The sequence below is a fragment of the Reinekea thalattae genome, from assembly GCF_008041945.1.
Taxonomy (GTDB): domain Bacteria; phylum Pseudomonadota; class Gammaproteobacteria; order Pseudomonadales; family Natronospirillaceae; genus Reinekea; species Reinekea thalattae.
On the sequence record NZ_VKAD01000002.1, the window covers coordinates 351,113 to 369,550 of the forward strand.

At 44.0% G+C, this 18,438-nt stretch carries 13 protein-coding genes; 6 read left to right on the top strand and 7 right to left on the bottom strand.

Annotation, left to right across the window (positions count from 1 at the left end; genetic code table 11):
- The first annotated feature begins 4 nt into the window (after positions 1 to 4).
- Positions 5 to 1,195 carry a BaiN/RdsA family NAD(P)/FAD-dependent oxidoreductase gene (locus FME95_RS11980; protein ID WP_147714719.1) on the top strand — a complete coding sequence of 397 codons (1,191 nt, stop codon included), beginning with the start codon at positions 5 to 7 and terminating at the stop codon, positions 1,193 to 1,195.
- Positions 1,196 to 1,268: 73 nt separating this feature from the next.
- A complete protein-coding gene (locus tag FME95_RS11985) occupies positions 1,269 to 2,834 on the top strand; it encodes a DUF6708 domain-containing protein (RefSeq protein WP_147714720.1) in 1,566 nt (521 codons plus the stop codon).
- Positions 2,835 to 2,863: 29 nt separating this feature from the next.
- On the opposite strand, the gene FME95_RS11990 is transcribed toward FME95_RS11985, so the two are convergent.
- Positions 2,864 to 3,997, bottom strand: coding sequence for an aminotransferase-like domain-containing protein (locus FME95_RS11990; RefSeq protein ID WP_187265526.1), 1,134 nt, complete (start codon positions 3,995 to 3,997; stop codon positions 2,864 to 2,866).
- A 241-nt stretch (positions 3,998 to 4,238) separates the two neighbouring features.
- On the opposite strand from FME95_RS11990, the gene FME95_RS11995 reads away from it, so the two are divergent.
- Entirely contained in the window at positions 4,239 to 4,730 is a 492-nt protein-coding gene (locus tag FME95_RS11995; RefSeq protein WP_147714722.1) for a GNAT family N-acetyltransferase, read from the top strand.
- Positions 4,731 to 4,829: 99 nt separating this feature from the next.
- Here FME95_RS11995 and FME95_RS12000 read toward each other — a convergent pair whose 3' ends face one another.
- The 6 genes from FME95_RS12000 to FME95_RS12025 all read right to left on the bottom strand — a co-directional run bounded on the left by FME95_RS12000 (position 4,830) and on the right by FME95_RS12025 (position 14,405).
- Positions 4,830 to 6,605 (bottom strand): ABC-F family ATP-binding cassette domain-containing protein, encoded by a 1,776-nt coding sequence (locus FME95_RS12000; RefSeq protein ID WP_147714723.1) that lies wholly within the window; start codon positions 6,603 to 6,605, stop codon positions 4,830 to 4,832.
- 378 nt (positions 6,606 to 6,983) lie between these two features.
- Positions 6,984 to 9,650: a nitrate reductase gene (locus FME95_RS12005; RefSeq protein ID WP_246109372.1), complete on the bottom strand. Its 2,667-nt coding sequence runs from the start codon at positions 9,648 to 9,650 to the stop codon at positions 6,984 to 6,986.
- Complete coding sequence (gene nirD, locus FME95_RS12010) at positions 9,638 to 9,982, bottom strand: nitrite reductase small subunit NirD (RefSeq protein ID WP_147714724.1); 345 nt, start codon at positions 9,980 to 9,982, stop codon at positions 9,638 to 9,640. The genes FME95_RS12005 and nirD overlap by 13 nt, the downstream gene beginning before the upstream one ends.
- 27 nt (positions 9,983 to 10,009) lie before the next feature.
- Positions 10,010 to 12,547, bottom strand: a complete 2,538-nt coding sequence (nirB, locus tag FME95_RS12015; protein WP_147714725.1) for a nitrite reductase large subunit NirB — start codon at positions 12,545 to 12,547, stop codon at positions 10,010 to 10,012.
- A 301-nt stretch (positions 12,548 to 12,848) separates the two neighbouring features.
- Complete coding sequence (locus FME95_RS12020; RefSeq protein WP_147714726.1) at positions 12,849 to 13,805, bottom strand: CmpA/NrtA family ABC transporter substrate-binding protein; 957 nt, start codon at positions 13,803 to 13,805, stop codon at positions 12,849 to 12,851.
- An 18-nt stretch (positions 13,806 to 13,823) separates the two neighbouring features.
- Positions 13,824 to 14,405, bottom strand: a complete 582-nt coding sequence (locus tag FME95_RS12025) for an ANTAR domain-containing response regulator (RefSeq protein ID WP_147714727.1) — start codon at positions 14,403 to 14,405, stop codon at positions 13,824 to 13,826.
- A gap of 531 nt (positions 14,406 to 14,936) precedes the next feature.
- Between FME95_RS12025 and FME95_RS12030 the strand changes: the two genes are divergently transcribed.
- From FME95_RS12030 to FME95_RS12040, 3 genes are all read left to right on the top strand, one after another.
- Positions 14,937 to 16,298, top strand: coding sequence for a CmpA/NrtA family ABC transporter substrate-binding protein (locus tag FME95_RS12030; protein ID WP_147714728.1), 1,362 nt, complete (start codon positions 14,937 to 14,939; stop codon positions 16,296 to 16,298).
- Positions 16,299 to 16,507: 209 nt separating this feature from the next.
- Positions 16,508 to 17,416: an ABC transporter permease gene (locus FME95_RS12035; RefSeq protein WP_246109378.1), complete on the top strand. Its 909-nt coding sequence runs from the start codon at positions 16,508 to 16,510 to the stop codon at positions 17,414 to 17,416.
- Between the two features lie 9 nt (positions 17,417 to 17,425).
- Positions 17,426 to 18,271, top strand: a complete 846-nt coding sequence (locus FME95_RS12040) for an ABC transporter ATP-binding protein (RefSeq protein WP_147714730.1) — start codon at positions 17,426 to 17,428, stop codon at positions 18,269 to 18,271.
- Positions 18,272 to 18,438: the final 167 nt, after the last annotated feature.

The following is an 18,438-nucleotide window of genomic DNA, read 5'->3' on the forward strand; positions in this document are numbered from 1 at the left end:
AACAATGAATGACATTCAGAGCGTTGATGTTTTAATTATAGGGGCCGGAGCATCCGGCCTTTTTTGTGCCATCGAAGCGGCTAAGCGAGGCCGTAACGTTTTGGTTGTCGACCATGCCAACAAAGCTGGTAAGAAAATCTTGATGAGTGGCGGCGGTCGTTGCAACTTCACCAATATGGATGTTACACCGGCTCACTATTTAAGCCAAAACCCACACTTTGTGCGCAGCGCGTTAAGCCGTTATAGCCAATGGGATTTTATCGGCCTCGTTTGCCAGCATGAGGTGGCTTACCACGAACGAGACCACGGCCAGTTATTTTGTGATAACAACTCAAAAGATATTTTGAATCTATTACTGAGTGAATTAAAAACTGCCGGTGCTCAGTTACAACTCAATACTAAAATCGAATCAGTCGAGAAAAAAGACGGCTTGTTCCTACTGCAAAGCAGTTCTGGCGTTATACAGGCGCAATCGTTAGTTGTCGCGACAGGCGGACTTTCTATACCAACAATGGGCGCTAGTGATTTTGGTTATAAAATCGCGCAGCAGTTTGGTCACAGTTTGGTGGAATATCGAGCCTCGCTGGTTCCTTTCACTTGGAACACGGCAGATAAGCAAAGCTGGAGTGAGCTTTCTGGCTTATCACAAACCGTCACGGTCAGTACAGAAAGTGGCCAGGCTTTTCATCTCGATGCATTAATTACTCATCGAGGTTTAAGTGGCCCAGCGATGTTACAAATTTCTAACTATTGGCAACCCGGTGAGGCGCTGTTTATCGATTGGCTGCCAAGCATTGAGATCGAAGTAGAAATTCAACAAGCCAGACATCAACAGGGCAAAAAGCAACTGAAGAATTTTTTAACAGGCTTTATGCCCACTCGCTTAGCAGAACATTTTTGTGCGCTTTGGCAACTAGAAAAACTACTGGCCGATTTAACTAAAGACGATGTTGCAACCATTAAAAGCCAGTTGCATCAGTGGTGTTTTAAGCCCGGTGGAACAGAAGGCTATCGCACCGCTGAAGTTACCTTGGGTGGCGTCAGCACCGAGCAAGTATCATCAAAAACCATGCAAAGCCAGCTGTGTGAAAATCTCTATTTGATTGGTGAGGTGCTGGATGTTACCGGTCACTTAGGCGGTTATAACTTTCAATGGGCATGGTCCAGTGGTTGGGCTGCTGGCCAAGAATGTTGATGGCGTTTGTATCTATGTTGATGGTTTGTATATATGAAGAATGATGAATATTGCATTTTAAAGAGTTGCTCAAATGAATGATCTTAAAAAAATCGAAAACTCGATTAATGCCCAGAAAAATAACCTTTACCAGATAATAAAAAAACCTGCTTTGCTTGTTTGTTTTTTAATGTGGGTATTTCTATCACTATTAGTGACGCATAGTGAAAAAGATATCGGTGACGCTTTTTTTTACTTCGTAATGTTTTTTTGCATATTAATAGCAGCCTATATGCTTGTTATTTTTTTGCTTAAATTTACTGTTGGAGGCAAAGAGACTGTATTAGCTACTGCGACTGTTGAAGGCTTTATCCGTGAAAAGAAGGTTGAATACTTTACGCCAAAAACAGGAACCGTCACTAATTATATATATTATCTGGATGTCATAAATTCATCACCACGCTTAAGAACAGTGACGATTAACTTTGTGCAATACGATTGCGTGAGTGAAATGTATCGCCGTAATCCAGATAAGCTGATCAAAACGGAAGTCGCAATCTTAAAACCTAAAGCTGCTGACTTAATCTCTAGTTATACATTAGACGGAACGCTGGTTCTATTACCATTTAAAGAATATGTTTCTGACAAGGATACCGCAGGGAAAATTGTCGAAGATAGTGCAATAGATGAGCAGTACGTAGCTCCGTTGCAGCTCGGCCGACAGCCTGTTTTCAATGCTGCCAGATACCCTGAAATTAAAGAGAATGCTCAATATGAAGATGTGCTAACGCCCGGCATGTCAATTATTAAGTTTGAACACTTTGACGACGTAACGCTAGAGCAGGAGACAGTCTTCGAAGGCGATAAGTTAATGGATTATAGCTATATCAAAGATGCTATATCTGAGTCGGGTAATGTCTATAATGAGTTTATGGATTTTCGTACACGCGAGGAGCCTAAAGTACACCGTAAGGGGCCTAATTTTTTAGGCTACTGCCTTATCTTTTACGCGGTTAACTTTTTTTTCATCCGAAATCATTCCAGCTTCCAAGATTCATACTTGTTTCTAAACATATTGATCACTTCTGTTTTAGTACTAGGTTATGCTTTTTTTATCTATGTTCCTCTAAGGGTTTCGTTACCCGTTCGGTTTCATCGAAATAATGACGAAGTATATCTGTATGAAAAGCAGGGGCTGTATAAAGTTCCTTGGCAAGAGCTTGATGTTTCTATCGTTGCTAGAAAACAGGATTCCGATACCATTTATGATTTAGTTGTCTGGTTGCCAGGAAAATATAATCATGAAAATAAGAATGCGCCAGATACCTATAGAACGCTCTATAGCTCTAGCAATATACATGGGAAAGTTTATTTTTATTGGGATTATATTAACCGCTACATGAACTTTGATCCTTATTTTGAGCAGTATATTGAATCAGACGATAAGCCAAAAAAGAAAGAAAAAGAACAAAAAGACCCAACCAAAGGAGCGAGTTTATTTGATCTTTTTATAGGCCTTGTTGTGTTTTTTATGATCCCGGTAGTTATAATTTTTTTGGCATCAGACACAAGTGCTTTGAGAGCGAGGTTAAACCCGAATAAACAAAAGTGGCCCGATATCGTACATAAATGGAGCGGTCGCATTTCAAATTGGTACTGACTTGCAGTACCAATTAATCGTTATGGTTATTAAATTACAGGCTCTTGTTGATGGCTTATAAATTCTAGTAAGGAACTTTCAAAGGCAGTGAGAGCTTGGTCGAACTCTTCACGATAGGTAAAGCTACCCAATGCCATTCTTATGGCGTTTTCTTTAGTTGGTGTCGTAGCAGGGTGGTTAAATAAATCCGCAGTTCTTACTTTAATGTTTTTGGAATTCAGGTAGCCGCTAAGTTGGTTCATGTTGAATTGAGGAGGTAATTTTAGCCAAACATTCAAACCGCCTTCGGTTGCCTCTAAATGATGCTTGACGGAAAACTCCATAAAACGCTTCTGACGATAACGCATTTCTTGCGCTAATAGTTCTTGGTTGTATTGAAAGCTTTCATGCATTAAAAAGCGGCTGGCCAGTTCAATGTTTATGGTCGAGACCATCCAGCATTGGCTGTGTAGGTTTAAGTTAAACTCTTTTTGCCAGCCTTCTGGTACTAGAGTAAAGGCTATTCTTAATCCGCCAGCGACGTATTTAGATAAACTAGAAACATAAAACACTCGATCGGCTGCCAGTTGTTGCAGCGGCGTTCGCCAATCTTCAGGTAAGCAATAGTTAACATCATCTTCAATGATATAAAAATCATATTGCTGGCTGAGTGCAACAATCTTTTCTAACACTTCTGCGGTATAGCGAATGTTTGTTGGGTTTTGCATGTTTGGAGTAATGTACAGCACCTTAGGTCGATGCTGTTGGCAATAGTGCTCTAGAGCTTCAGTATCTAGGCCATCTTTAGTCAGCGGCACGGCTAAAGGCTTTAGACCGCAGGCATCAACGGCACGAAAAAATCCAGGGTAGGCGAGCTCCTCGTGTAAAATAAAATCTTCTTTATGTGTGAGTATTTGCAAGCAAGTATAAATACCCTGTTGTGCGCCTTGAGTAAAAACTAAAGTTTCTGCAGCCGTGTGAATGTTTTTACTAGCCAGCCAGTCGATAAAAATAGTTCGATGTTTATCAATGCCGGTGGCTGCATAAGTCATTACTTCTTCTATGGCGTGAGTATCTAACGCTAAATCCTGTAACGCATTTTTTACTAAATTTTGTTGCCCGAGCATTGGCTGCATGCTTGATGCAAAGTCATATTCTTTATTTTCTTGTTTGCTGATATCCATAACTGTACCCATAACAATTAAAATGCTGCTCATTTCATGGTGTATTAAAGCCGTTAGTTGAAATGTATACTTTAAATTATGTCGGTACAATTTGTTTATCGACTATAACGAGACTATTATCACTGCGTTACTGTTAACAAGCTTGCCAACGATATTTTTATAATTCGTTGCTGCTATTCTATGATTCGCGGTTGAACCCGCGTAACGAAAAATCATTAAAAAACTAAAAAGGAATAAGTTCGTGAGTATTATTGTAAGGCGAGCAGAAGCAAATGATGCTCGGGCAATCAAAGAGGTTTATGAAGGCAAAGCGGCTTATGGCAATACCTTGCAGCTACCCAAACCTTCGTATGAATTATGGCAGCAACGCTTTAGTAACGTGCCAGAAAATGTATATGCTTATGTAGCGCTGATCGAAGATGAAGTTGTTGGTAACTTGGGTTTTCATGTGCAGACTAATCCTCGTCGTCGGCATGTCGCAACCTTTGGTATGGGTGTTAAAGATAATTTTACTGGTCAGGGTGTTGGCAGCGCTTTACTCGCGACAGCAATCGATTTAGCCGATAACTGGCTCAATATTAAACGCATTGAAATCACGGCTTTTGTTGATAACACCAGTGCGATTAGCCTGTATAAAAAATTTGGTTTTGTTATTGAAGGCGAAGCGCCTGCTTACGCCTTCCGTAACGGTGAGTTTGCTTCGGTGTACCACATGGCTAGAGTCGTGAGCTAAAGCGCTTGACACTCTGGTAATGCTTTAGACATGATGTCACCAATAAAACCTGCACCAATAGTTAATGAGATATGCCTCGACTCTACATCGATATGTGTGTCAAAGTTGGCCTAATAGTTCTTCTAGCTCGTTTTGCCATTGCTGCTGTTTTTTCGGTTTTTGGAATTTTTTCTTCCTTGCTTTATCTTCTGTGAGTAATGTTTCTAATTGGTAGACGCGTTCTAATAGTAACTCTTCATTAGTTGTTGAGCCTGTATCTTCACCTGCAACCGAGGTTGAGCTGTTATTGTTTCTAGGTCTAGCAACAGAATCAATAGAAGTATCTCTGTTAGGGTGGTTGTTTAATGAGTCGTGGATCGTTGTATCAAGCGAACGATAGAAGTCATTCAGATCGTGAATTTCTTTTAATTGCCCAGCCTCTATTAACCAATAGCGAGTCGCCACTCGTTCAATAAATAATTTATCGTGTGAGGTGAGTAGCAAGGAAAGTCCATCGGCCATGAGTTCCTGCTCTAATTGTTCCTTACCCTGTAAATCAATGTGGTTGGTCGGTTCATCCATGATCAGTAAGTTTGGCTGCTCTAATTGAAAACCTAGTAAAACTAACCGTGCACGTTCGCCACCACTGAGCCTGTTAACGAGACGAGAGTGGTCGCGATACGCAAAGCCCCAGTGAATTAAGGTTTGGGTTATATCGTCTGCTTGTGCGTGGCTGTGCTCAAGTAGCCAGTCGAAAATGCTGATCGGCTGATCGAATAGCTCCAACTCCTGATCAAAATAACCAATGCGAACATTCGGGTTGAAACGAGTTGTGGTTTGTTGGCCAATATCCTTTTCGCTGTTAGCTAATAACGACTTAATGCAACTGGATTTGCCGCTGCCGTTAATACCTAAGAGTGCAATTCGATCACCGGGCCGAAAAACCAGTTCATCAATAGCATAAAGTAAGCGACCGTCAGGTGCAGTGATGCGTTCGTTCTCAAAAGTGAACAGTTGTTTCGAGCGCAAAAGCTCGGTATCAACCGATAGCGATAAGCCTGTACCTTGCGAGATAAAGGTTTTGTTTGCTTCTAGCTTATCAACACGTTTTTCCATCGTTTTTGCTTTACGAGCGAGATCTTCGTTATCGTAAACCTTACCCCATGTTGCGAGCCGTTTTGCGCTAACTTTTAGCTTATCGATTTGCTTCTCTTCGCTGGCACGAGTTTTAGCGGCGGCTTCATCTTGGTCGGCGAGCGCAAGCCTTGCCAAGCTGTAAGGTAAAGCGAAACTATAACAACGTTCATCGCGTAGCCATAAGGTTCGATTAGTCACACTATCGAGCAAATCCCTATCGTGCGAAATCATCAAAAAAGCCGGAACCTGTGGTTGCGATAAAAATTGCTTTAATGCATTCATAGCGCTTACGTCCATATGGTTTCCGGGTTCGTCGAGTAAAATCAATTCCGGCTCCTTGATAATCGCGCGCGCAAAAAGAATTAAACTCTTTTGGCCACCGCTGAGTTCGGCCATTTTTTGTTTAAACTGGTCGTTGCTAAAGCCAAGACTGTAAAGGAGGGTTTCTGCTTCGTATTTGCGGCTGAGACGTTCATCGAATTCTATCGTATCGAGTAATGAATCGAGCATGGTTAGCTCGGCTAAACCTTCAGGAACAAACTGTTCAACTGAGCCAACCTTTAATCCGCGTTGAATCTGAATGCGTCCGTCGTCTGGCGTTTGCCTGTTGAGTAAGAGTGATAATAGTGAAGACTTTCCACAACCGTTATGACCTACAAGACCAATGCGATCACCGGGTTCAATAGAAAAGGAAAGATTATCAAACAGCTTTTTAGTACCTGCTTGAAAAGAAATATTAAGAACATTTATTAAGGACATGTTTCACCTATGCGCAATTGAATTAATCATTGCACAGATGAGCACTGAGAAGGGTGGTTCAGTTTTTCAGCGAAATCTGTGCGTTAAACAAGATTCGCTAAGCGTGGGTCGCCAAGATGAAATGCGTAAGTTAATACGCAAGAAAATGCAGCAATGTGCATGGGTAGCCTCCTTATATAATCGTGATGGTTTTTAGTGTCGCCTTGGTTAAAGCGTACAGTGTACCGCAAAGATTTATGGTTAATATAAAACCTTATACGTACCTTGAAATCTTATAGGTACTGAGAAAGCTCAGTACGAATAGCTCAGTACCCATAACCTCGACCCTGAAACGCTATTTTACCTTGAACTATCGGTAGAACGCTAGAGTTGTTCGGCTTATAAGTTTTCGGCCACCTTAACATCGGCTTGCCAATGCGAGACGATGTCGGCGATCTCAGGACGGCAGCTGCCACAATTACTGCCACAGCGGAGTTCACGCTGAAGTTCACTTTGGCTTGCCTCGGGGTGTTGTTTTAAGTAATCGCTAATGTCGCTGTGATAAACATTAAAACAACTGCATACGCGTTGACCGATGACGTCGATACTTTTAGACATCAGCTCGTTTTCTAATTCGCTGTTACATTGGCCTTGTTCGAACATGCGCATTAACGCATCTAATGCTGGAATGGGCGATTGTTCTGAAACACTGACGATGTAGTCAATCTGCGAATCCACAATGCCGGTAATGCGATATTCATCTTGGTTGGGTCGCCGGTATTGCAACTGCTTTTCTACGTTTGGTAAGAGGCTAAGACACTCCGATTCAAGCATTGATTCTGATAGTGCCTGTAGATAAAAATAACCACGATTGACTTCAATAGACACCGAAAAATTATCGTTATGATTCAATGAAATAGCTTGCTGACTGAATAGTGCTAACCAGCGCTTGGTTGTAACTGCCTGTGCCTGAACCCGATTCTGTTTGTATTGTGGCTGCCCAGAAACAGGGTCGGCAATAAATTGAGTTAGATTGTTAGCTTTGGTTTTATTCGCGAACTGCTGGTTCCAATGAATCGACATATAGCACTCTCCTGGACTCTGTGATGTGCTGAGTTTTGCGATAGCTAGCGTGTTCGAATTTTTGTTGGCTATTTTCACAAGGTCATTAGCCATTATTGATAATTTTTTTGCATCGAGTGGGTTAATCAGCACACTTGGGTAAAGCTCGTGACTGTTGAGTTTTTTTGCAGCACTGGTGCGAGTCATGGTGTGCCATTGATCGCGCCCGCGCCCATTATTGAGTATTAAGCTATTTTTATCAGCGGCGTTAAGTTCAGGTAACTTAGGCGTAATGGCGATAAAATTGGCTTTTTTATCAGCGGTAAAAAACTGCTGGTCATCAAACATTCGCGCTTTGCCACTGGGGTAGGTTTCATTCACCGGCCACTGAATCGGCTTTAGGCTATCGTATTGCTGTTGAGTGATGTTGGAAAATGCGCTGATGTCGAAGTCTCGGCTGCCGTTGTTTTCAAAGCCGCTTAGCTGAGCGTGTTCTCTAAAAATTTCGTAGGCGTGTTCATATTGGAAGGCGTCACCGTAACCTAGCCGCTTTGCAACTTCGCTGATAATCCACCAATCGTGGCGTGCTTGGCCGAGTGGCTGGATAAAACCACGTTGTCGAGAAATAGTGCGGTCAGCGTTGGTCACGGTGCCATTTTTTTCACCCCAGCCCGTGGCGGGTAACAGCACATCGGCGTATTGGGTGGTGTCTGTTTCGGCCATGCAGTCAGAAACAATTAGGCACTCGCACTGTTGCAAGATTCTTTTTATGCGGTCTGAGTCGGGTAATGAAACCGCTGGGTTTGTACCGATTACCCAAAGCACTTTAATTTTATCTTGCTCAACCGCTTCGAACATATCTAATGCTTTTAAGCCGGGTGCTTTAGCAATGTTGTTGCTGCGCCAAAAACGGCTGACTTTATCGATGCCTGTGGCATCGAATTCCATATGAGCGGCCAACGTGTTGGCTAAACCGCCAACTTCACGTCCGCCCATGGCGTTAGGTTGGCCAGTGATGGAGTAAGGGCCACAGCCCGGTTTGCCAATTTGGCCACTAGCTAAGTGGACATTAATAATGGCGTTGCACTTATCGGTGCCACTGTTGGATTGATTAATGCCCATAGAATAAAAACTAATACTGCGCTTAGCATTGGCAAACCAATCATAAAACTGGCGTAATTTATTTTCTGAAATACCACAAAACAGAGCGACCTCTGTTAGCGTTTGTGGGCAGGCTTCAAGTGCCTGTTCAAAATTGTTGGTGTGCTGATTAATAAATGTTTGATCGAGTTTCCCAACACGCGCTAAATAAGCCAGTAGACCATTGTAAAGCATGGCATCGGTGCCGGGTTTAATTGCCAAATGCAAATCTGCTTCGCCAGCCGTCGCCGATCTTTTAGGGTCGATCACCACCATTTTATAGTGGGGATTTTTTTTCTGAGCTGCTCGCATGCGTTGATACAAAATCGGATGCGTCCAAGCCGCATTGGAGCCGATGAGGATCATCAAGTCGGTTTCTTCTAAATCGTCATAGCTGTTCGGTACGGTGTCGCTGCCAAAGGCACGCTTATAGGCCGCGACCGCCGAAGACATGCAGAGCCGTGAATTGGTATCAACGTTCGCGCTACCGATAAAGCCTTTCATCAGCTTATTGGCAACATAATAATCTTCGCTAAGAATCTGGCCGCTTAAATAAAAGGCGACTGAATCGGGACCGTATTGTTCAATACTTTGGCGAAACTTCTCTGCAACGTAGTCCAGAGCTTGTGTCCATGACGTCTGTTGGTTTTCGACAACGGGGGCTTGCAAACGGCCATGGCTGGTTAACGTTGACGAAAGCTGACTGCCTTTAATGCACAGCTTACCGGCATTGGCAGGGTGCTCGGCATCACCCTGAACGCTGACGCTATCATTGACTGGTTTGGCTAAAACACCACAGCCAACACCACAGTAAGGACAGGTTGATTTAATCGTCTCGCTAGCAAGCGGTTTTAGCTTTGGCACAACAAAACCTGTTGGTTTTCTATTTTTGCCGCCCAAACAGGCACGTACATATTTTCATCTTCTAGGCACAGGCCAGTTAAAAAACTAAAGTGCTGCTTGTAAAGTGGCGAGGCAACACAGAGCTGCCCTTTAATGTCACAGACAATGCCTCGCGCAAGCACGTTGGCTCGACTAAAAGGATCGAAATGGCCAATGGCGTAGACGCTGGGCTCTAAGTGTGGCAAATAAAAAATCGCCACCTGTTGGTTGTCGAATTTGGCGGCAACGCCAGAGTATGGGATTAGGTCCTTTGTACTACAGACGGCTTGCCAAGTTTTGTGTGTCGTAGACATGCTGTTCTCCTTGAAAGCTTGTAGGGGTTAACCGGCGTTGCTGACGGCAATGAGTTGTTCTTTTTCATCCGTGCGAGCAGGGCGTATTTGACCGCGCTCTTGTACGAAGACAATGTTGTCGTCGCTATCGGCGGCGTTGACAAAGGTGCGGAAGCGTTTCAGTTTTTCTTCGTCGCGTAACGTTGTTGCCCATTCACATTGGAATGTGTTTAGTAGCCGTTCCATCTGTACTTCAAGGTCGGCATTGATACCTAAGTGATCATCGATGACGACAGATTTTAAATAATCCAAACCGCCTTCTAAGTTTTCTAACCAACGAGCAGTACGCTGTAAGCGCTCGCCAGTACGGATGTAAAACATAAAGATTCGGTCGATGTATTTAATCAACGTGTCATCGTCGAGGTCGGTTGCAAATAGATCGGCGTGTCGAGGTTTCATGCCGCCGTTACCGCAAACATAAAGGTTCCAGCCGTTTTCGGTAGCGATGACGCCAAAGTCTTTACTTTGTGCTTCGGCACATTCTCGAGTACAGCCACTGACGGCGAACTTAACTTTGTGTGGTGCGCGAATGCCTTTGTAGCGGTCTTCAATATGGATCGCCATGCCAACCGAGTCTTGAACACCATAGCGACACCAAGTGCTGCCAACGCAGCTTTTAACGGTACGTACCGACTTGCCATAGGCTTGGCCGGTTTCAAAACCCGCATCGACCAACTGCTGCCAAATCAGCGGCAGCTGATGCAGTTGTGCACCGAATAAATCAATACGCTGACCGCCGGTAATCTTGGTGTAGAGCTTAAATTCTTTAGCGACTTCGCCAATTTTAATCAGCGCGTCTGGGGTGATTTCGCCGCCTGCAATTCGCGGCACAACAGAATAGGTGCCATCCTTTTGCATGTTGGCTAAAAAAGTATCGTTGGTGTCTTGCAAGCTAACATGCTCTTCGTTGAGTACGTGCTCGTTCCAAGTCGCTGCCAGAATACCGCCGACTGTCGGTTTGCAAATTTCACAACCCAAACCTTGGCCGTGCTCGGCTAAAAGTTGCGCATAGGTTTTAATTTGTTTAGTTAAAATAATGTGCGTTAGTTCTTCACGGCTGTAAGAAAAGTGCTCGCATAAATGGTTGTTTACTTCCACGCCACGTTTGGCTAATTCGGCGTTGACGGTGTCTTTTAATAGTTGAGCACAACCGCCACAGCCACTGCCTGCGCCGGTGCAATCCGATACATCCGCAGCGGTACAGCAGCCGTTATCAACTGCGGCAATAACATCGCCTTTGGTGACATTCAAACAAGAACAAATGGTGGCTGTATCGGGCAGCATATCTGCACCAAGCGCTGGCGCCGAATCGGTAGAAGGCAGGATTAACGACTGAGGTTCCGCTGGTAATTCAATCGCATTTAGGCTGTATTGCAGCAGGGTATCGTAGTAGCTGTTATCACCGACCAACACCGCGCCGAGTAATTTTTTACCATCTGCACTGACCACCATTTTACGGTAGGTTTTTTTGGTGCCATCGTAATATTGGTAGATTTCAGCGCCTTCGGTTTGGGCGTGAGCGTCACCAATGGAGCCGACATCGATGCCCAATAACTTCAGTTTGGTCGACATGTCTGCGCCAGTGAAGTTGGCTTCGATAGAAAAAATATCGGATGCCGCTGTTTCTGCCATGCGATAGCCGGGAGCGACTAAGCCATAAATTTTATTTTGCCATAACGCCACTTCGCCGATGGCATAGATATTTTCGTCTGAGGTTTGACATTGGTCGTTGATAATAACGCCGCCGCGTTCGTGAACATCCAAACCGCATTCTCGCGCCAATTGGTCTCTTGGCCGAATACCGGCAGAGAACACCACCATGTCGGTTTCTAATGGGTCATGATCTTTAAAGGTCATTCGGTAGCGACTGCTTTCGCCAGCTTCAATCAGTGTCGTGGCGTAGCCAGTATGCACCTGAACATCGGTTTCTTCGATTAATCGCTTGAGCAATTCGCCGCCGTCTTCATCAACCTGAACCGGCATCAGCCTAGGTGCAAATTCAATGACGTGCGCTTCTAAGCCGAGTTGCTTTAACGCGTTCGCCGCTTCTAAACCGAGTAAGCCGCCGCCAATAACAACGCCGGTTTTGGCTCCTTGAGCACTGTTGCGAATGGCATCTAAATCGTCGAGGGTGCGATAAACAAAACAGTGTTCTTGTTCGTGCCCAGGCACTGGCGGCACAAAGGGATACGAGCCTGTGCCCAGAACCAACTTATCGTAGTTAAAACTTTGGCCGCTGGCTGTAGTCACCTGCTGTGTTTTGCGGTTAATGCCTGTTACGGCATCGCCCATAATAAAATGAATGCCCAGCTGGTCGTATTCTTCCGCGCTGGTTAGAGCTAAGTGATCGGCATCGTTGTCAAAGTATTCCGATAGATGAACACGGTCGTAAGCAGGGTAGTGTTCTTCACCGATTACCGTGACTTGCCAGTCGGCAGCGTTTTTTTGTGCTTTTAGATTTTGCATGAACTGAATAACAAAATGGTGGCCGACCATCCCATTGCCTACAACAACCAATCGATTCATTTCTCTTCTCCTAGGCAAAAAAAAACGCCCGAAACATCCTGCAGTTAAGCAGTGTGTTTCGAGCGCCTTTGCTCTTATGATTTTTCTATCTGTCGTGTGATTTTTTAGCTTGCTAAAAAATCAATTAAATCTGTTTATGTCTAAATTTAAAGGCATTAATTATGCCATTTTAAAAATAACCTCGCGGTGTTCCTTTGAGACCGTTGATGTTACTGGTCTGGCTTGGCATAAAACAGCTCGCGCAGTTGAACCGCTACTGTGCTTTTTTGCACCGTTGAAGTGCGGTTGTCAAAATCAGGCGTCACAATCGGGTCGCTTTTCGGTACAGTTCAAGGTCGAAGGCTTGTTGAGCGGACTCAATATCCTGTACTACCCGTTCAGGGTGCCAGCGCTTAATGTTTTCTGCGATTGCTTTGGTGCGCTCAAAAGTTTGTTCGGTTGCCTGATTAGAAAAATATATTTTTTTACCGACAGGATTTTTAAAGCAACGGCTAACATCTTCATTGCTCATAGAGAGTACATCGCACTCAACCATCCATTCGGTCAGTTGTTGTGATTCAATGTTTTGCTCTAACCATTCACAGGCTTTATAGATAGCCCGTGTTAGGCCTAATACCGCGGTTTCATTTTTATTGGCCCATAGACTGTTTAGGCCGAGGCTTTTTTCTGGTGCATCTGGCCAAAGTTCATGCGCAGAGGCAACGACTTCGCAGCCACCCTGTTCTTGGGAGTAGCTGTTCCATGGTTCGCCAACGCAAAAACCATCGATATCCCCACGCGATAGCGCTTGCCACATCGACTTAGGCGGCACCACGCGGATGTTCACTTCGCTTGGGTCGACCTGCTGTTGTTCGAGCCACATTCGCAGCTGTAAGTTATGCATAGAAAAGGGATAAACCACACCAAAAGAAAGCTTGTTATTGCCGCGAGCTTCTTCTTTAACCAGCTGTTTAAGAGGTTTGTCGGTTTTAGTAATACGATGAGATAACGTAATGGCATTGCCATTAAGCCCCATGTTTATCGGGCTGATCATTCTTGGTGTTTCATGATAAAGCGCTTCGGCAACAATGGCCGGCGTCAGCATGTGGCCGCCTTGGTAAACTCCTAAGGTTATTTTTTCTATGAGACTGGCCCAGCTGTATTCTTTGTGAAGCTCCACTTGAACATTGTTTTGTTCAAATAACCCCAGTTTTTGTGCCACGATCAGCGGCGCGCAATCTAACAATGGGATAAAGCCTAATTCTATTTTATCGGACATAACTAACGTACTTTCCTGTTAACTAAATAGCTCAACGATATCGCTTGCGACATCACGTAGTGGTCGATTTTTTTGCATCGCTAGGTTACGTAAGGTGGTATAGGACTCGTTTTCATCAATGCCTTTGTGTTTCATCAGTAGCCCTTTGGCTTTCTCGATGACTTTACGATCTTGTAATTCGGAACGAGCGCTAAGTAACTCTGACTTTAGCGCTTGGTATTCATTAAATCTGGCAATGGCTGTGCGTAGCACGCCTCGTAATCGACCTTCGGTTAAGCCGTCGACCACATAAGCACTGGCGCCAGCTTTGATCGCTTGTTCGATAATACCCTCGTCATCGTGCTCAGAAACAACCAACACGGGCTTGGGGTTTTTATCACTGACTAGTGCAAGGTCTTCTAATACGTCTCGGTCGGGTGCTTTGGTGTCAACGATAATGACATCCGGTGAGAACGCATTCACCATTTGATAAATAGAGCTGGTCGTTCGGCTGCGATAAATGACCTGGTGCCCATGACTTTGCAATGCCTCTTTTAATATTGCTGCACGACCGGGTTCGTCATCGACAAGCATAATGTTTAGAGCGTCTGTTGCAGGCATAGTGTTCCGCTAATGGTTTTAACTTAGTCACATTTTGCAGCGAATAGACAAGCTTGGCTAGCAAAATTTATAGCGCTATGTTTTTGCCGAAACATGATGCATGTGTCTATTGGCGTCATTGAATAAGCTGATTCGATTTGCAATGTGACGCGATTAGAGTAGCGCCTTCGAGTACTCATCTATTACTTTATTAAAGTGCTCAGACTAAAAAATTCAAGAAACTTTGCAGCTATATTTTTTTATAGGCTAATTGTTTTTTGCATAAAAATGGTGCGAGAGAAATTATTTTGTGCCATCGCTGCCCAATTTTGTTGAACGATTAACAACGAATAAAATACCTAACAGGGCTCGCGCCGCGCTATTAAGCCAGTTAGCATGTTGTGGCACAGCAAATGCAGGAATAACTCGAACATGAAAATTACAAAGCCCGATTTTATGGCTTTGACATAAACTGAATTTAGGCAAAGGCGCCAAAGACTAAACCAACTATACTGGTTTAGCTTTGGCGCTTTTTTTTTTGGGGAGAGAAAAATGAATTTTAAAAAGATCCTGTCAGCCGTTGGTGTGAGTCTGGTTGTTGGCGGTTTAGCGTCGGTGCAAGCAGAGGTCGGTGCACCAGAAAAAGAAGATTTAAAATTTGGCTTCATTAAGTTGACCGATATGGCGCCGTTGGCAATCGCTTATGAAAAAGGTTACTTCGAAGATGAAGGCCTTTATGTTGAGCTTGAAGCGCAAGCAAACTGGAAGGTCTTGCTTGATCGTGTCATTACTGGTGAATTGGATGGCGCTCACATGTTAGCAGGTCAGCCATTGGCCGCGACGATTGGTTACGGCACCAAGGCGCACATTATCACTCCATTTTCTATGGACTTGAACGGCAATGGTATTACCGTTTCCAATCAAATCTGGGATGAAATGCAAAACTATGTACCTAGAGACAGCTCTGGCAAGCCGGTTCACCCGATTAAAGCAGACTATTTAAAACCAGTTGTCGATAGTTACATTGCCGATAGCAAGCCGTTTAACATGGGCATGGTATTCCCAGTATCGACCCATAACTATGAACTGCGTTACTGGTTGGCGGCAGGCAATATTCACCCAGGCTATTACGCGCCCCATAAAGGTGATACTTCTGGCCAAATAGATGCCGATGTTTTGCTATCGGTCACACCACCGCCACAAATGCCTGCAACGATGGAAGCCGGTACTATTTATGGTTATTGCGTTGGTGAACCGTGGAACCAGCAAGCAGTCTTTAAAGGCATCGGTGTACCGGTCATTACCGATTATGAAATTTGGAAAAATAATCCAGAAAAAGTTTTTGGTATTAACGCTGAATTTGCAGAAAAGTATCCGAACACGACTGTACGCTTAACTAAGGCGTTGATCCGTGCAGCGAAATGGTTAGATGAAAATGACAATGCTAACCGTGAAGAGGCCGTTGAGATTTTAAGTCAACCTTATTACGTTGGTGCAGATTACGAAGTGATTGCCAACTCGATGACTGGCACCTTTGAATACGAGAAGGGCGATAAGCGAGACATTCCAGATTTCAACGTGTTCTTCCGTTACAACGCAACCTATCCATACTATTCCGATGCTATTTGGTATTTAACTCAGATGCGTCGTTGGGGGCAGATCAGTGAGCACAAAGATGATCAGTGGTATTTCGATATTGCTAAAGACGTCTACCGTCCTGACATCTATGAAACAGCCGCCAAAGCTCTGTTAGAAGAGGGTGGTTTCTCCGCTTCTGAATTCCCTAACTTTGCAACAGAAACAGGCTTTAAAGCACCACAGAAAGATTTCATTGACGGTATTACTTATGATGGCAGTAAGCCTGTTGAGTACCTAGAGAAATTCAAGATTGGTCTTAAGCAAGAAGTATTGTAGTGAGTTTTCAGTTAACAAACTGATTTGTAGTTAACAACTGATTAATAGCTAACAAACTGATTTTTAGTGTATAGAAGTAAATAGCCACCGGGGTTGCAGTTCCTTGAACTCAACCTCCATTAGCAAAAGAGGTTCTTGATATGGAGCAGGCAACAATCGCTTCCTTGAATGTCAAAAAAATAAGTTTTCGCTTTGCAAAAAAATTGCAGATGCTGGCTTATCCGCTGTTAGGTATTGCCATCTTTATGGCGTTATGGAGTTTTACTGCCTCCAATATCAATACCTCGCTGGGCACCTTTCCGGGGCCGTTAAAAGTTTATGAGCAAGCCGGTAACTTGCTGAAAGAGCATCAAGCAGAAAAACAACGAGAAGCTGCATTTTATCAACGCCAAGAAGAGCGTAATGCAAAAAAATTAGCAGCAGATCCAAACGCAGAAATTCGAGTACGCGAATTTAATGGCCGGCCAACCTTTATTACGCAAATTGGTACCAGCCTTGTAACAGTGTTGTATGGTTTTGTTTTAGCCAGTGCGATTGCTATTCCACTGGGCGTGTTAATTGGTTTGAGTAGTGTCGCCTATGCAGCGGCGAATCCGATTATTCAGATACTTAAACCGGTATCACCGTTAGCTTGGCTGCCGTTGGTGACTATTGTGGTCAGTGCGGTTTATGTTTCGGATGATCCGATGTTTGAAAAGTCTTTTTTAACATCGATGATTACCGTCACGCTGTGTAGCCTTTGGCCAACACTTATTAACACCGCTGTGGGCGTAGCCTCGATCGAAAAGGACTTTAATAATATTTCTAAAGTATTGCGCTTAGGGCCAATAGCTCATGTGCAAAAAATTGTTTTACCTGCCAGTGTGCCGATGATTTTTACCGGCTTGAGGTTATCTCTTGGTATTGCTTGGATGGTACTGATCGCAGCAGAAATGTTGGCGCAGAATCCAGGTTTGGGTAAGTTTGTTTGGGATGAATTCCAAAACGGCAGTTCCGATTCGTTGTCGCGCATTATGGCAGCGGTTTTGGTGATTGGCTTTATCGGCTTCTTGCTCGACCGTGCCATGCTGCTGTGTCAAAAATGGTTTTCTTGGGATAAAAGCGCCGTTCTGCGCTAGGAGAAAAAGATGGAAAAAGTATTGTTAGAGTTATCTCAAGTAGCCATTGAATTCCCAACCGACAAGGGGCCTTTTTGCGCGGTTCAAAACGTACAGCTTAAAGTTAAGAAGGGTGAGTTTGTTTCGTTAATTGGTCACTCTGGCTGCGGTAAAAGTACAGTATTGAATATGGTTGCAGGTTTGAACCAAGCGACCACTGGCGGCATTGTTATGAACGGTCGAGAAATAAACCAGCCGGGCCCAGAGCGAGCAGTGGTGTTCCAAAACCATTCGCTGCTGCCTTGGCTAACCTGTTATCAAAATGTTGAGCTAGCGGTAAAAACTATTTTTAAGCAGCAGATGTCGCGCCAAGAGATGCATGAATGGATTCTGCATAATTTAGACTTGGTGCATATGACGCACGCTAAGGATAAGCGGCCGTCAGAGATTTCTGGTGGTATGAAACAGCGTGTCGGCATTGCGCGAGCGTTAGCGATGAAGCCAGAAATTTTGTTAATGGATGAACCTTTTGGGGCGCTGGATGCGCTGACCAGAGCGCATTTACAAGATTCATTAATGGATATTCAAGCCAAGCTTAATAACACCGTGATTATGATTACGCACGATGTTGATGAGGCGGTGCTGCTTTCGGATCGTATTGTCATGATGACGAACGGCCCAGCAGCTACCATTGGCGATATTTTAGAGGTTAATCTGGAGCGGCCGCGTAAGCGTTTAGCTGTTGCTGAAATGCCTGAATATCATCGCCTTCGCACTGAGGTTTTGAGTTTCTTATATGAAAAGCATAACAAGGTAGAACCGATCGATCAGGCATCGACGGAAAAGAATAAAAATAAGGCAGGCAAGGTTGCTTAAGCCAAATAGGATTGCTTACTGAGTTTTGTTGCTTGGTTTGTCATTCCTCTAGTGTTGTCACACTTTTAAGATTGTCATACTTAAGGCCGCTTTATTAGCGGTCTTTTTATTTTAGAGCCTTTATGCCGATGCTCGTCGTTGACCAAACTAAGTCATTATTTCTCAGC